This window comes from Pseudomonas sp. TYF_14, assembly GCF_043105275.1.
Lineage (GTDB): Bacteria > Pseudomonadota > Gammaproteobacteria > Pseudomonadales > Pseudomonadaceae > Aquipseudomonas > Aquipseudomonas alloputida.
In genome coordinates this window covers 1-15,743 of record NZ_JBICLK010000002.1, presented here as the reverse complement: position 1 = coordinate 15,743, position 15,743 = coordinate 1, and the positions used below count along the sequence as shown (strand labels likewise).

Sequence of the window (15,743 nt, the reverse complement as noted above, 5' to 3'; positions counted from 1 at the left end):
GATTAATCGTTTCAGTTGGAAACAACCGAGCTTTCCTTGGCCGGCTCCGACACTACACTTTCGGTCGGTGTGAACACCATCACATCGAGTACATCCGAATGGAACTCTCGACGGTACAGAATCAGCACTACTCCCACACTCATCGCCATGAACAACCATGGGCTGATAAACCAGCTCAACATGGCCATGCCGAAGTAATACGAACGCAGCCCCAGGTTGAACTGGTTAGCCGCCAACGACAATACCCGTGCCGCGCGGGAAGCGAACGCCTTGCGCTCCAGCTCATTGACCAGCCGTTCGCCGATCATCGGCGCCGAGCCCACCAGCACAGCGGCAAAGTTGTATTGGCGCATGCACCAGCTGAACGTGAAGAAGGCATAGACAAATACCATGGCCAGGCACAGCAGCTTGATCTCCGACATGCCCTGGGATGTTTGCTGAACCAGCGGCAGGTCGGCCAGCAATGACAGTGCCCGGTCGGAGGCACCGAGCACGGTGAGGATGCCAGCCAGAATGATCAGGGTGCTGGAGGCGAAGAACGAAGCGTTGCGCTCCAGGTTACCGATCACGCTGGCATCGGCGATGCGGTTGTCGCGCAGCAGCATGCGGCGCATCCAGTCTTCGCGGTACAAGTGCAGCACGCTGGCCAGGCACGCGGTGTCGCGCCCCTTCCAGATCGCATAGCGGGTATAGCCACCCCAGCACAGGGCGAACCAGGCGATGGCCAGCAGGTTGTTGAGGTTGCTTTGGATGAAGTTCATGCAGGGTTACCGAAAGGGCCATGTGCCTAAAGGATAGGGACCGGATTTCGACGCTGGCAAGCGGCAAAAGGCACACCTGCACACTGAAAAATGCATTACCTGCTGCGAAGCGGCCGAAACCGGCAAACAGCAAAAAGCCCCGCATCCTTTCGGAGACGGGGCTCTCTTGTTTTCACCCTTGGCGGGCACCCTTCGGCTTGTGGCCGGTGCCGCCCTCAGGCTTCCACTTGTCCGGTCAGGCCAGCGCCTCGCGCGGCTTGCCGAGCATGCGGTCGCAGGCCACGGCACCCACCAGGGTCACCACCGAAGGTACCAGCCAGGCCATGCCGGCATCACTCAATGGCAGGTGCGCCATGAAGTCTGGCAACACGTGGGCAAGGCTGCTGCCCTTGATCGCATCGACCATGCCGAACAACAGCGATACCAGCATCACGGGTGCCAGGATGCGCGTTGGCGAGTTCCACAGGTCTTTCACGAAGCTCAGGCCAACCACCACGATGCACGGCGGATAAATGGCGGTGAGCACCGGGATCGAGAACATGATCAGCTTGGTCAGGCCAAGGTTGGAAATCAGCAGCGAGAAGCCGGCGAGGATCACCACCAGCGCGCGGTACGACAGCGGCAGGATCTGGCTGAAGTACTCGGCGCAGGCACAGGTCAGGCCAACCGCGGTCACCAGGCAGGCCAGCGCGATCAGCACGGCCAGGAAGCCGCTGCCCAGGGAGCCGAAGGTATGCTGTACGTAGGCATGCAGCACCGCCGCACCGTTGGTGGCGTCAGCCGCGATGTCGTGGCTGGTGGCACCCAGGCGGAACAGGCTGATGTAGACCAGGGCCAGCCCGACACCGGCGATCAGGCCGGCGATGATGGCGTAGCGGGTAATCAGCCTCGGCGACTCGACACCGCGCGAGCGAATGGCATTGACAATGACGATACCGAACACAAGGGCACCCAGGGTATCCATGGTCAGGTAGCCATCAGAGAAGCCCTTGGAGAACGCAGCGGCAGCATAGGCAGGCTGTGCGTCACCAATGCTACCGGCGGGCAGCGCGAAGGCAGCGATGCCCAGTACGGCCAGGGCAATGATCTTCAACGGTGCCAGGAAGCGGCCCACGGTGTCGAGCAACTTGCCAGGGTACATGGACACGGCCAGCACGACGATGAAGTACACCAGGCTGTAGATGAACAGCGCCAGCGGGCTTTCACCGGTCAGCGGTGCAACGCCCACTTCGAACGACACGGTGGCCGTACGCGGGGTGGCGAACAATGGGCCGACCGACAGGTAGCACACGGCTGCCAGCAGGCCGCCGAAGAACTTGCCGATCGGGCTGCTCAGTGCATCCATGCCGCCACCGACCTTGGCCAGGGCGACCACCGTGATGACCGGCAGGCCCACGGCAGTGACCAGGAAGCCCAGGGCCGCCATCCATACGTGCGGGCCAGACTGCAGGCCGACGATAGGCGGGAAGATGATATTGCCTGCACCCACGAAAAGCGCAAACGTCATAAAGCCAAGCGCCAGGATATCCTGGCCTTTGAGAACTTTCATTTAAGGTAGTACCACACTGCTGAAATCGGGATTCGAGAGGGGATTTCCCTTTGGGTAAGGGGAAATGCTGCCCGGCTTGATAGGCCAGACCCGTTTAGCGTGTCGTTCCCTTTTGGGGTACGGGCACAGAGTGAACGCGTAATGTAACTGGTTTGTCAGTCAAACGCACTGGCACAGTGCTGCTTGTCCGATGTGCGTACATGTTTGTCGTCTGTGTGACCGAGGACGGCAGGTATTATCCTCGGATTGAAACATTCGTCTACGTGAAAATTCCTATCAAACCTATCGAAGAGTCTCTATTGCCAGCACCGACCTCTTCGCGGGTAAAACCGCTCCTACAAACCCCACATACGACAAAGGCCACCCGAAGGTGGCCTCTGTGCGCGTGGGGGGTGTAGCAGTATTACTTCTTGGCTTCCCAGCCAGTCAGCTCGGCCAGGGCCTTGCCGATGTCAGCCAGGGAACGCACGGTTTTCACACCCGCGTCCTGCAGGGCGGCGAACTTCTCATCCGCAGTGCCCTTGCCGCCGGAGATGATGGCGCCAGCGTGGCCCATGCGCTTGCCTGCAGGTGCAGTAACACCGGCGATGTAGGAAACGACAGGCTTGGTGACGTGGGCCTTGATGTAGGCCGCAGCTTCTTCTTCAGCCGAACCGCCGATCTCACCGATCATGACGATCGCTTCGGTCTTCGGGTCTTCCTGGAACAGCTTCAGGATGTCGATGAAGTTGGAGCCCGGGATTGGGTCACCGCCGATGCCGACGCAGGTCGACTGGCCGAAGCCGGCGTCGGTGGTCTGCTTCACAGCTTCGTAGGTCAGAGTGCCGGAACGCGAAACGATACCGACCTTGCCTGGCAAGTGGATGTGGCCTGGCATGATGCCGATCTTGCACTCGCCCGGGGTGATGACACCTGGGCAGTTAGGGCCGATCAGGGTCACGCCCAGCTCGTCGCACTTGACCTTGGCATCCAGCATGTCCAGGGTAGGAATGCCTTCGGTGATGCAGACGATCAGCTTGATGCCGCCAAAGGCAGCTTCCAGGATCGAGTCTTTGCAGAACGGAGCCGGTACGTAGATGACCGAAGCGTCAGCGCCGGTCGCTTCCACGGCTTCCTTGACGGTGTTGAACACCGGCAGGCCCAGGTGGGTGGTGCCACCCTTGCCTGGGGTTACGCCGCCGACCATCTTGGTGCCGTAGGCAATGGCCTGTTCGGAGTGGAAAGTACCCTGCGAGCCGGTGAAGCCCTGGCAGATGACTTTGGTATCTTTATTGATCAGGACGCTCATTACTTGCCCTCCGCAGCTTTGACAACTTGTTGAGCAGCGTCGGTCAGGCTGGTTGCCGCAATGATGTTCAAACCGCTTTCTGCCAGTACTTTAGCGCCCAGTTCGGCGTTGTTGCCTTCGAGGCGAACGACGACCGGAACTTTAACGCCGACTTCTTTCACTGCACCGATGATGCCTTCGGCAATCATGTCGCAGCGAACGATGCCGCCGAAGATGTTGACCAGAACGGCCGCGACATTGCTGTCGGACAGAATGATCTTGAACGCTTCGGTAACGCGCTCTTTGGTAGCACCACCGCCAACGTCGAGGAAGTTGGCCGGCTTGCCGCCGTGCAGGTTGACGATGTCCATGGTACCCATGGCCAGGCCGGCACCGTTGACCATGCAGCCGATGTTGCCTTCAAGGGCAACGTAGTTCAGTTCGAACTTGGCAGCGTGGGCTTCACGGGCGTCGTCCTGCGACGGGTCGTGGAAGGTTTTCAGCTTCGGCTGACGGTACATGGCGTTGGCGTCGATGTTGATCTTGGCATCGAGGCAGTGCAGGTCGCCATCGGCCTTGATCACCAGCGGGTTCACTTCCAGCAGCGCCAGGTCATGATCCTTGAACAGCTTGGCCAGGCCAACGAAGATCTTGGCGAACTGTTGAACTTGCTTGCCTTCCAGGCCCAGCTGGAAAGCCAGCTCGCGACCCTGGAACGGCTGAGCGCCGACCAGTGGGTCGATGGTGGCCTTGAGGATTTTCTCAGGCGTTTCGTGAGCGACTTTCTCGATGTCCACGCCACCTTCGGTGGAAGCCATGAACACGATACGGCGGCTCGAACGATCGACTACAGCGCCCAGGTACAGCTCTTTGGCGATGTCAGTGCAGGATTCGACCAGAATCTTGGAGACGGGTTGACCGTTGGCATCGGTCTGGTAGGTAACCAGATTCTTGCCCAACCACTGTGCAGCGAACGCCTTGGCGTCTTCCTTGCTGCGAACCAGCTTTACGCCGCCCGCTTTACCGCGACCACCCGCGTGAACCTGGGCTTTTACAACCCACTCGTTCCCGCCGATCTTGTCGCAGGCTTCTGCAGCTTGCTCAGGGGTGTCGACTGCGAAACCCTTGGAAACTGGCAGGCCGTACTCAGCGAACAGCTGCTTACCCTGATACTCGTGAAGATTCATGCTTTTTACCGTCTTCGTTAGGTACTGCGCTTCGGCGCTGCGCCATCAGTGGCGCCGCACCACCTGTGACCGTTGACCCCGGGTTTCCCGTGTGATCCGGTCCGGCGGACTTTCCGCGGTGAGTCATGCACGCAAGACTCACGACGGGCAGCCCGCCGTGGTTTCTTATAATTAACGCTTCTTACGGTTGGCCACGTGAATGGCGCCGCCATTCACCGCCAGCGCTGCTTCATGCAACGCTTCGGACAGGGTTGGATGGCTGAAGACCATCATGCCCAGATCCTCGGCACTGGTGCCGAATTCCATTGCGATTGCGCCCTGCTGCACCAGTTCGGCAGCCGATGGGCCAATCACGTGAACACCCAGAACGCGGTCGGTCTTGGCATCGGCGATGACCTTGACGAAACCACCGGTGTCGTTGGCAGCCATCGCACGGCCGCTGGCCGCGAACGGGAAGGTGCCCACGTTAACCTCAACGCCCTCGGCCTTCAAGGCCTGTTCGGTCTTGCCGACCCACGCGATTTCCGGGTGGGTGTAGATGACCGATGGGATCAGGTCGTAGTTCATCTGGGCCTTGTGGCCCTTGATGCGCTCGACGACCATGATGCCCTCTTCCGAAGCCTTGTGGGCCAGCATCATGCCGCGTACCACGTCACCGATGGCGTACACGCCCGGAACGCTGGTGGCGCAGTAATCGTCGACGAAGATGTAGCCACGCTCGTCGATGGTCACGCCGCTGTCGGCAGCCAGCAGATCGGTAGTCACCGGGCGACGGCCGACGGCAACAATCAGCTTGTCGAAGGTGATCTTCTGCTCGCCTTCGGCGTTGGTGTAGGTCACTTCGACTTCGTTGCCGTTGACTTTCGAGCCGGTGACGCGAGCGCCCAGCTTGATGTCCAGGCCTTGCTTGGTCAGGGTCTTCTGGGCTTCTTTCGACACGGCGGTGTCGGCAGCCATCAGGAAGGTGTCCAGGGCTTCCAGGACGGTCACTTCAGCACCCAGGCGAGCCCAAACCGAACCCAGCTCCAGGCCGATCACGCCTGCACCGATAACGCCCAGGCGCTTCGGTACGGCCTGGAATTCCAGGGCGCCGGTGGAGTCGACGATGACGTTCTGGTCGACCGGGGCCGGCGGAATGTCGATCGGGCGCGAGCCGGAAGCCAGGATCACGTTCTCGGCTTCGATGACTTCGGTGGTGCCGTCAGCCTTGGTGACTTCGACTTTCTTGCCGGCCAGCAGCTTGCCGTGGCCCTGGATCGAAGTGACGCCGTTGGCCTTGAACAGGGTGGCAACGCCACCGGTCAGGTTCTTGACGATGCCGGCCTTGCGGCCAACCATCGCGGCGACGTCCATCTTCACTTCGCCCGTGGAGATACCGTGGACGTTGAAGCTCTCTTTGGCTTCCTTGTACTTCCAGGAGCTGTCCAGCAGCGCCTTGGAAGGAATGCAACCTACGTTCAGGCAGGTGCCGCCCAGGGCCAGTTTGCCCTCGGCGTCGGTGTACTTCTCGATACAGGCAGTCTTCAGACCAAGTTGGGCAGCCTTGATGGCAGCCACATAGCCGCCTGGGCCTGCACCGATTACCACTACGTCGAATTTCTGGGTCATAAAAGATTCCTTATCAGCTACAAGCTACAAGCCGCGAACCGCGCGGCCTGGCTTCTTGCGAAGCCAGGCCCGGCACGGTACGCAGCCAGAGGGTTAGATGTCCAGCAGCAGGCGGGACGGATCTTCCAGCAGGTTCTTGATAGTGACCAGGAAGGTTACCGCTTCCTTGCCGTCGATCAGGCGGTGATCGTACGACAGCGCCAGGTACATCATCGGGCGAATCACGACCTGGCCATTGATGGCCATCGGGCGCTGGATGATGTTGTGCATGCCGAGAATGGCGGCCTGCGGCGGGTTGACGATCGGGGTCGACATCATCGAACCGAAGGTGCCACCGTTGGTGATGGTGAAGGTGCCACCGGTCATCTCTTCGATGGACAGTTTGCCGTCACGGGCCTTCTTGCCGAAGGTAGCGATGCCGTTCTCGATTTCAGCCAGGCTCATCGACTCGGCGTTACGCAGCACCGGCACCACCAGGCCACGGTCGCTGGACACGGCAACACCGACGTCGGCGAAGCCGTGGTAGACGATGTCGTTGCCGTCGATCGAGGCGTTGACGGCCGGGAAGCGCTTCAGCGCTTCGGTAGCGGCTTTGACGAAGAACGACATGAAGCCCAGGCGCACGCCATTGTGGGTCTTCTCGAACAGGTCCTTGTACTTCGAACGCAGGGCCATGACTTCGGTCATGTCCACTTCGTTGAAGGTGGTCAGCATCGCCATGTTCGACTGGGCTTCGACCAGGCGCTCGGCGATCTTGGCACGCAGGCGGGTCATCGGCACACGCTTCTCGGTACGGTCGCCAGCGGCGACGACAACCGGGGCAGCGGCAGCAGCGGCAGGCTTGGCAGCCGGTGCAGCGGCAGGTGCCGACTTCTTCTTGGCAACAGCAGCAACCACGTCTTCCTTGGTGACGCGACCGCCTTTACCGGTACCTGCAACGGTAGCCAGGTCGATGCCGTTTTCTTCAGCCAGCTTGCGCGCGGCCGGGGCTGCGATCGGGTCATCTTCGCCGGCGTCAGCGGCAGCAGCGGCCGGAGCAGCTGCAGGTGCGGCTGCCGCGGCAGGCGCAGCGGCAGCACCGCCCTCAACGATCGAACCCAGCAATTCGTCGGACAGGACGGTGTCGCCCTCGCCCTTGACGATGTCGCCCAGCACGCCATCGGCAGTAGCCAGTACTTCCAGGACAACCTTGTCAGTCTCGATGTCGACGATCAGCTCGTCACGCTTGACGGCTTCGCCCGGCTTCTTGTGCCAGGTGGCAACGGTGCCATCGGCAACCGATTCCGGGAAGGTTGGGGCTTTGATCTCGATAGCCATTATCTGTGTTTCCTTAAATTCGGTTTCAGGTGCGCGAAGGCGTTAGACAGTGAAGGCGTCTTGCAGCAGTTTTTCCTGCTGTTCGGCGTGCTTCGAAGCGTAACCACAGGCTGGCGCGGCAGAAGCGTCGCGACCGGCGTATTCCAGGACCAGTGCCTTGTTGTGGCGGCCCAGGATACGGCGCATGTGGTGCTGGCTGCTGTACCAGGCGCCCTGGTTCATCGGCTCTTCCTGACACCAGACCGCATGCTTGAGGTTGGTGTAAGGGGCGAGGATTTCGACCAGATCGTCCTCAGGGAACGGATACAGCTGCTCGATACGCAGGATGGCGATGTCTTCGCGGCCTTCGGCACGGCGTTTTTCCAGCAGGTCGTAGTAGACCTTGCCGCTGCACAGCACCAGACGCTCGACCTTGGCCGGATCGATTGCGTCGATTTCCGGGATCACGGTCTGGAACGAGCCTTCTGCCAGGTCTTCCAGGGTCGAGATGGCCAGCTTGTGGCGCAGCAGCGACTTCGGCGTCAGGACTACCAGCGGCTTGCGCAGCGGGCGAATGACCTGGCGACGCAGCAGATGGTAAATCTGTGCCGGCGTCGTCGGTACGCAGACCTGGATGTTGTGCTCGGCGCACAGCTGCAGGTAACGCTCCAGACGCGCGGAGGAGTGCTCCGGCCCCTGCCCTTCATAGCCGTGTGGCAGCAGCATGGTCAGACCGCACAGGCGGCCCCACTTGTGCTCACCACTGGTGATGAACTGGTCGATCACCACTTGCGCACCGTTGGCGAAGTCGCCGAACTGGGCTTCCCAGATCACCAGCGCGTTCGGCATGGTGGTGGAGTAGCCGTATTCGAAGGCCAGTACCGCTTCCTCGGACAGGAACGAATCGTACAGATCGAAACGTGGCTGGCCTGGGAACAGGTTCTGCAACGGAATGTAGGTGCTGGCGTCCTTCTGGTTGTGCAACACCGCGTGACGGTGCGAGAAGGTGCCACGGCCGATGTCCTGGCCGGTCATGCGGATCGGGTGACCTTCGAACTGCAGGGTGGCGTAAGCCATGGTCTCTGCATAACCCCAGTTGATCGGCAAGCCACCGGCCTGCATCTTCTGACGGTCTTCGTAGATCTTCGACACCTGACGCTGGACCACGAAACCTTCCGGCAGCTCGAGCAGCTTGGCCGACAGATCCTGCAGGGTCTTGAGGTCGAAACGGGTGTCGTGACGCGCGGTCCAGGCATGGCCCAGGTACGGACGCCAGTCGACGAACAGCTCGCGGTTCGGCTCCTTGACCAGGCTTTTTACCACGTGCAGGCCATTGTCCAGCGCGTTGCGGTACTCGTCGATCTTGGCCTGAGCGCGCTCGGCGTCGATGCGACCGGCCTGGATCAGCTGCTCGGCATACAGCTCACGGGTAGTGCGCTGCTTGCTGATCTGCTGGTACATCAGCGGCTGGGTGCCGTTAGGCTCGTCAGCCTCGTTGTGGCCACGGCGACGGTAGCAGACCAGGTCGATGACCACGTCACGCTTGAACTGCATGCGGTAGTCGATGGCCAGCTGGGTAACGAACAGCACGGCTTCCGGGTCATCGCCGTTCACGTGCAGGATCGGTGCCTGGATCATCTTGGCAACGTCGGTCGCGTACTCGGTGGAGCGCGCATCCAGCGGGTTGCTGATGGTGAAACCAACCTGGTTGTTGATCACGATGTGCACGGTACCGCCGGTCTTGAAACCGCGGGTCTGCGACATCTGGAAGGTTTCCATGACCACGCCCTGGCCAGCGAACGCAGCGTCGCCGTGGATCGAGATCGGCACCACCTTGTCGCCAACGGTGTCGTTGCGGCGGTCCTGACGGGCGCGCACCGAACCCTCGACCACCGGCGAAACGATTTCCAGGTGGGACGGGTTGAACGCCATGGCCAGGTGCACTTCGCCACCCGGGGTCATCACGTTCGAGGAGAAGCCCTGGTGATACTTCACGTCACCGGAGCCCAGCTCGTTCATCTTCTTGCCTTCGAACTCGTCGAACAGCTCGCGCGGGTTCTTGCCGAAGGTGTTCACCAGCACGTTCAGGCGGCCACGGTGGGCCATGCCGATCACGACCTCCTTGGCGCCGTAAGAGCCGGAACGCTGGATCATTTCATCCAGCATCGGAATCAGGCTCTCGCCGCCTTCAAGGCCGAATCGCTTGGTGCCCGGGTACTTGGTGCCCAGGTACTTTTCCAGGCCCTCACCGGCGGTTACGCGCTCGAGCAGGTGGGCCTGCACGTCAGCGGAATACTCCGGACGGCCGCGCACGCTTTCCAGCCGCTGCTGGAACCAGCTGCGCTGCTCGGAATCGACGATGTGGGTGAATTCGGCGCCAATGGTGCGACAATATGTCTTCTGGAGTGCATCGAAGATGTCGCGTAGGCTCGCCTCCTCTTTGCCGATGAACAGGTCGCCGGCACGGAAGGTCGTATCAAGATCGGCATTGGTCAAGCCGTAGTGATTGATCGACAGGTCTACGGGCGCAGGACGCTGCCACAACCCCAACGGGTCGAGCTTGGCAGCCTGATGGCCGCGCATACGATAGGCCTGGATCAGTCGCAGAACTTCAACCTGCTTCTTCTCGTGTTCACTGCTCACGCTCCCGGCGGAAACCGGTTGGGCGCGGCGCTGGTTCTTTGCCAGCAGTACGAAATGGTCGCGGATTGTCGAGTGCGATACATCAGTAGCGGTGCTGCCGTCGGCTGGCAACTTCTGGAAGTAAGTGCGCCACTCTTCTGGCACAGCGTTAGGGTCGTGCAGGTAGAGCTCGTAGAGCTCTTCCACATATGCAGCGTTACCACCTGAAAGGTGGGCGCTATCCCACATGCGCTGCATCACGCTTTCTTGCATGCTTGGTCACCCTCGATTAGGGGACTGATCGGCGAGAGCCACAGCAAACCTGGAAAAGTCCGAAAACAGCGACTGAACCACGCCACTTGGATCCTGCTGATTTTCCGGGTACCAGCCCGGAAAGCCCCTGCTGGTCTCATATCTTCATAGGTAATGAACGCGGGCTTTGTGGGCCCTTGTTCGGGTTTTACCTCAGTGCGGGCTCACCACCCGCACCTCGGCTTACTGCAGGTACAACGCTTTGTATCAGGTGCCGCTTTGCAGCAGCATGTTACGTACGTGACCGATTGCCTTGGTCGGGTTCAGACCTTTCGGGCAAACGTTTACGCAGTTCATGATCCCGCGGCAGCGGAATACGCTGAACGGGTCATCCAGGGACGCCAGGCGCTCCTGAGTCTTGGTATCGCGGCTGTCGGCAAGGAAGCGGTAGGCTTGCAGCAATGCTGCCGGGCCCAGGAACTTGTCCGGGTTCCACCAGAACGACGGGCAGGAAGTCGAGCAGCAAGCGCACAGGATGCACTCGTACAGGCCGTCCAGCTTGTCACGGTCTTCCGGCGACTGCAGGCGCTCGATGGCCGGGGCCGGGGTGTCGTTCTGCAGGAACGGCTTCACCTTCTCGTACTGCTTGTAGAAGATGCTCATATCGACCACCAGGTCACGAATGACCGGCAGGCCTGGCAGAGGACGCAGAACCAGCTTGCCGCCCTTCACCACCGCCGACAGCGGGGTGATGCAGGCCAGGCCGTTCTTGCCGTTCATGTTCATGCCATCGGAACCGCAAACGCCTTCACGGCAGGAGCGACGGTACGAGAAACCCTCGTCCTTTTCCTTGATCAGTGCCAATACATCCAGCACCATCAGGTCCTTGCCGCCGGTATCGACGTCGAACGACTCCATTTTTGGCGCCGAGTCGGTGTCCGGGTTGTAACGATAAACTTCGACTTTCAACATAGCAGCCACCCTTAGTAAGTCCGGACTTTTGGTTCGAAGGCTGGAACAGTCTTCGGCGCAAAGTTGACGCCGCGCTTGGCAACGCGCTTCTCACCCGGGTAGTACAGGGTGTGGCACAGCCAGTTTTCGTCGTCACGGTCTTCGAAGTCTTCACGGGCGTGAGCGCCGCGGGACTCTTTACGGGCTTCGGCCGCGATGGCGGTAGCTTCGGCGACTTCCAGCAGGTTCTGCAGCTCCAGCGCTTCGATACGCGCGGTGTTGAAGGCCTGGGACTTGTCGTTGATCTTGACGTTGGCGATACGGTCACGCAGACCGGCCAGCTGCTCGATACCCTTCTGCATGTATTCGCCAGTACGGAATACACCGAAGTAGTTCTGCATGCAGCTCTGCAGCTCGCGCTTCAGGCTGGCAACGTCTTCACCGCTGGTACGCTCGTTGAGCTTGTTCAGGCGGTTCAGGGCAACATCGACGTCGGTGTCGCTGGCGTCGCGGTATTCCACGCCTTCGCTCAGCGCCTTCTCCAGGTGCAGGCCGGCAGCACGGCCGAACACCACCAGGTCGAGCAGCGAGTTGCCGCCCAGGCGGTTGGCACCGTGAACCGATACGCACGCCACTTCACCTACGGCGAACAGGCCCGGGATGATGTGATCCTGGCCGTCGGCGTCCATGGTGATGGCCTGGCCATGAATGTTGGTGGCAACGCCGCCCATCATGTAGTGGCAGGTCGGCACGACCGGCACCGGCGCGACCACAGGGTCGACGTGGGCGAAGGTCTTGGACAGTTCGCAGATACCTGGCAGGCGGCTGTGCAGCACTTCCTCGCCCAGGTGGTCCAGCTTCAGCAGTACGTGGTCCTTGTTCGGGCCCACGCCGTTGCCGGCGATGATTTCCTTGACCATGGAACGGGCAACCACGTCGCGGCCGGCCAGGTCTTTGGCGTTCGGCGCGTAACGCTCCATGAAGCGCTCGCCGTGGGCGTTGATCAGGTAGCCACCTTCACCGCGGCAACCCTCGGTGACCAGTACACCGGCGCCGGCGATACCGGTCGGGTGGAACTGCCACATTTCGATGTCCTGCACCGGCACGCCTGCACGCAGGGCCATGCCGATACCGTCACCGGTGTTGATCAGGGCGTTGGTGGTGGACGCGTAGATACGGCCCGCACCGCCAGTGGCCAGCACGGTGGCCTTGGACTTGATGTACAGGGTTTCGCCGGTTTCGATGCAGATGGCGATCACACCCACGAATGCGCCGTCCTGGTTTTTCACCAGGTCAACTGCGTAGTACTCGTTGAGGAACGTGGTGCCCGCCTTCAGGTTGCCCTGGTACAGGGTGTGCAGCAGCGCGTGACCGGTACGGTCGGAAGCGGCACAGGTACGGGCGGCCTGGCCACCTTTACCGAAGTCCTTGGACTGACCACCGAACGGGCGCTGATAGATGCGGCCGGTTTCGGTGCGCGAGAACGGCAGACCCATGTGGTCCAGTTCGAAGACCGCAGCCGGGCCTTCCTGACACATGTATTCGATAGCGTCCTGGTCACCGATGTAGTCGGAACCCTTGACGGTATCGTACATGTGCCAGCGCCAGTCGTCGTTCGGGTCGGCCGAAGCGATGGCGCAGGTGATGCCGCCCTGGGCGGATACGGTGTGCGAACGGGTCGGGAAGACCTTGGTGACTACGGCAGTCTTGTGGCCGCCTTGAGCCAGTTGCAGCGCTGCGCGCATGCCGGCGCCGCCGCCACCGATGATGATGGCGTCGAAGGAAATGGTTGGAATGCTAGCCATGGATCAGATACCCCAGAGAATCTGCACACCCCAGACGAAGTAAGCGAACATCGCAACGCCGCATACCGCCTGGAACAGGAAACGAATCGCAGTTGCCGACTTGCCGAACGACATAGGCGTCAGGTAGTCGGTTGCAATGGTCCACATGCCGACCCAGGCGTGAGCGCCCAGGGCAACGAGGGCCAGCAGACTGAAGATCCGCATCGCGTTGTTGGAGAACAGACCATGCCACTGGGTGTAGTCGATGCCTGGGTGGGCGACCACGTAGCCGATCAGGAAGAGGAAGTAAGCCGCGAGAACGACCGCAGAAACGCGCTGCGCCATCCAGTCATAGAGGCCCGAACGCGACAGGTTCGTGACATTGGTTACCATACCCAAACTCCCACCAGAACGATCAGCACCACGGAGATGACGATCACGATTTTCGAGCCCAGCTTGCCGCCTTCCAGCGTCTCACCGATACCCATGTCCATGATCAGGTGACGAACACCTGCCACGAGGTGATAAAGCAGGGCGGACAGCAGGCCCCAGGTCACGAACTTGGCCAGCGGGCTGGTCAGACACGCCTTCACCTCACCGAAGCCTTCCTCGGAACCCAGCGACTTGCCCAGTGCATAAAGCATGATGGCAAGGCCGATGAACAGGATGACGCCGGAGATACGGTGCAGGATGGACGTGTACGCAGTGACGGGGAGCTTGATGGTCCTTAGGTCTAGGTTTACAGGTCGTTGGCTTTTCACGGCTTTTTTCACACTGAAGAGCCCCTAGCGAATCAGGGCAAAGTTGTTGGTAAGTGTACTGGTCAGGTACCCACCACCCAGGGAACGGCGACCCCCAGCAGTTCGGGCTTGCAAGCCCCTGGCGGTCGGGTGCCGAGTATAGACAGTTAGGCTGCTTATGACAACGTGACGGGGTAGCCCAAATAGCGCATTGCCTTTAATGAACAAAAGGCGTAAATGGGCGAGAATTTCGGGAAAAATCAGGCTTGAATGCCTGATTCAACAAGCCTTTAGGCAAATTGACATCTGAATTTATCCCTCTATAGTGGTGCGGGCCCTGCGTGGGGGGTCTGTCTGATGATTTCAAGCATTAATAGGAGGCCACATGGCTGACAAAAAAGCGCAGTTGGTCATCGAGGGCGCTGCCCCCGTCGAGCTGCCCATTTTAACCGGCACCGTTGGTCCTGATGTAATCGACGTCCGCGGGTTAGGGGCCACTGGTCACTTCACCTTCGACCCAGGTTTCATGGCGACTGCCTCGTGCGAGTCGAAGATCACCTATATTGACGGCGACAAAGGTATCCTGCTGCACCGCGGCTACCCGATCGAGCAACTCGCCGAACAGTCCGACTACCTCGAAACCTGCTACCTGCTGCTCAATGGCGAACTGCCGAATGCCGAGCAGAAGGCCCAGTTCGTCAGCACCGTCAAGAACCACACCATGGTTCACGAGCAGCTGAAGTCCTTCTTCAACGGCTTCCGTCGCGACGCTCACCCGATGGCGGTGATGTGCGGTGTAGTCGGCGCCCTGTCGGCGTTCTATCACGACTCCCTGGATATCAATAACCCGCAACACCGCGAAATCTCCGCGGTGCGCCTGGTCGCCAAGATGCCGACCCTGGCTGCGATGGTTTACAAGTACTCCATGGGCCAGCCGATGATGTACCCGCGCAACGACCTGTCGTACGCGGAAAACTTCCTGCACATGATGTTCAACACCCCGTGCGAGATCAAACCGATCAGCCCGGTGCTGGCCAAGGCAATGGACCGGATCTTCATCCTCCACGCCGACCACGAGCAGAACGCCTCCACCTCCACCGTTCGTCTGGCAGGCTCGTCGGGTGCCAACCCGTTCGCCTGTATCGCCGCCGGTATCGCCGCACTGTGGGGCCCGGCCCACGGCGGTGCGAACGAAGCCGTACTGACCATGCTGGATGAAATCGGCGATGTCTCGAACATCGACAAATTCATCGCCAAGGCCAAGGACAAGAACGACCCGTTCAAGCTGATGGGCTTCGGTCACCGCGTGTACAAGAACCGCGACCCGCGCGCCACCGTGATGAAGCAGACCTGCGACGAAGTCCTGCGCGAGCTGGGCATCAAGAACGACCCGCAGCTGGAACTGGCCATGCGCCTGGAAGAGATCGCCCTGACCGATCCTTACTTCATCGAGCGCTCGCTGTACCCGAACGTCGACTTCTACTCGGGGATCATCCTCAAGGCGATCGGCATTCCGACCAGCATGTTCACCGTGATCTTCGCCCTGGCACGTACCGTGGGCTGGATCTCGCACTGGAAAGAAATGCTCTCCAGCCCGTACAAGATCGGCCGTCCGCGCCAGCTGTACACCGGCGAGCAGAAGCGCGACATCGTTGCCCTGAAAGACCGCAAGTAAGCTGCAGTAGCCGAACGCAAGAAGGCTGCCCTCGGGCAGCCTTTTTTATTT

12 protein-coding genes are annotated in these 15,743 nt (G+C 60.5%); 1 reads left to right on the top strand and 11 read right to left on the bottom strand.

Annotation, left to right across the window (positions count from 1 at the left end; translation table 11 throughout):
• Nucleotides 1–11: 11 nt before the first annotated feature.
• From ACF8O8_RS00195 to sdhC, 11 genes are all read right to left on the bottom strand, one after another.
• The gene (locus tag ACF8O8_RS00195; RefSeq protein WP_392509079.1) at nt 12–761 is read right to left on the bottom strand and encodes a DUF599 domain-containing protein; all 750 of its coding nucleotides are present in this window, start codon (nt 759–761) and stop codon (nt 12–14) included.
• 235 nt (nt 762–996) lie between these two features.
• Complete coding sequence (brnQ, locus tag ACF8O8_RS00190) at nt 997–2,310, bottom strand: branched-chain amino acid transport system II carrier protein (RefSeq protein ID WP_010954948.1); 1,314 nt, start codon at nt 2,308–2,310, stop codon at nt 997–999.
• A 403-nt stretch (nt 2,311–2,713) separates the two neighbouring features.
• Nucleotides 2,714–3,598, bottom strand: a complete 885-nt coding sequence (gene sucD, locus ACF8O8_RS00185) for a succinate--CoA ligase subunit alpha (RefSeq protein WP_003254203.1) — start codon at nt 3,596–3,598, stop codon at nt 2,714–2,716.
• Complete coding sequence (gene sucC / locus ACF8O8_RS00180; protein WP_003254205.1) at nt 3,598–4,764, bottom strand: ADP-forming succinate--CoA ligase subunit beta; 1,167 nt, start codon at nt 4,762–4,764, stop codon at nt 3,598–3,600. The genes sucD and sucC overlap by 1 nt, the downstream gene beginning before the upstream one ends.
• Nucleotides 4,765–4,935: 171 nt before the next feature.
• Entirely contained in the window at nt 4,936–6,372 is a 1,437-nt protein-coding gene (gene lpdA / locus ACF8O8_RS00175; RefSeq protein WP_003254207.1) for a dihydrolipoyl dehydrogenase, read from the bottom strand.
• 93 nt (nt 6,373–6,465) lie between these two features.
• Nucleotides 6,466–7,689: a 2-oxoglutarate dehydrogenase complex dihydrolipoyllysine-residue succinyltransferase gene (gene odhB / locus ACF8O8_RS00170; RefSeq protein ID WP_010954950.1), complete on the bottom strand. Its 1,224-nt coding sequence runs from the start codon at nt 7,687–7,689 to the stop codon at nt 6,466–6,468.
• A 42-nt stretch (nt 7,690–7,731) separates the two neighbouring features.
• A complete protein-coding gene (locus ACF8O8_RS00165) occupies nt 7,732–10,563 on the bottom strand; it encodes a 2-oxoglutarate dehydrogenase E1 component (RefSeq protein WP_010954951.1) in 2,832 nt (943 codons plus the stop codon).
• Nucleotides 10,564–10,809: 246 nt separating this feature from the next.
• Entirely contained in the window at nt 10,810–11,514 is a 705-nt protein-coding gene (locus ACF8O8_RS00160) for a succinate dehydrogenase iron-sulfur subunit (protein WP_003254212.1), read from the bottom strand.
• Nucleotides 11,515–11,525: 11 nt separating this feature from the next.
• Complete coding sequence (gene sdhA / locus ACF8O8_RS00155) at nt 11,526–13,298, bottom strand: succinate dehydrogenase flavoprotein subunit (RefSeq protein WP_003254213.1); 1,773 nt, start codon at nt 13,296–13,298, stop codon at nt 11,526–11,528.
• 3 nt (nt 13,299–13,301) lie between these two features.
• Nucleotides 13,302–13,670, bottom strand: a complete 369-nt coding sequence (gene sdhD, locus ACF8O8_RS00150) for a succinate dehydrogenase, hydrophobic membrane anchor protein (protein ID WP_003254214.1) — start codon at nt 13,668–13,670, stop codon at nt 13,302–13,304.
• Nucleotides 13,664–14,050 carry a succinate dehydrogenase, cytochrome b556 subunit gene (gene sdhC / locus ACF8O8_RS00145; protein ID WP_008091902.1) on the bottom strand — a complete coding sequence of 129 codons (387 nt, stop codon included), beginning with the start codon at nt 14,048–14,050 and terminating at the stop codon, nt 13,664–13,666. Before sdhC ends, sdhD begins: the two co-directional genes overlap by 7 nt.
• 352 nt (nt 14,051–14,402) lie before the next feature.
• Here sdhC and gltA point away from each other — a divergent pair, with 352 nt between their 5' ends.
• Entirely contained in the window at nt 14,403–15,692 is a 1,290-nt protein-coding gene (gene gltA / locus ACF8O8_RS00140) for a citrate synthase (protein WP_003254218.1), read from the top strand.
• Nucleotides 15,693–15,743: the final 51 nt, after the last annotated feature.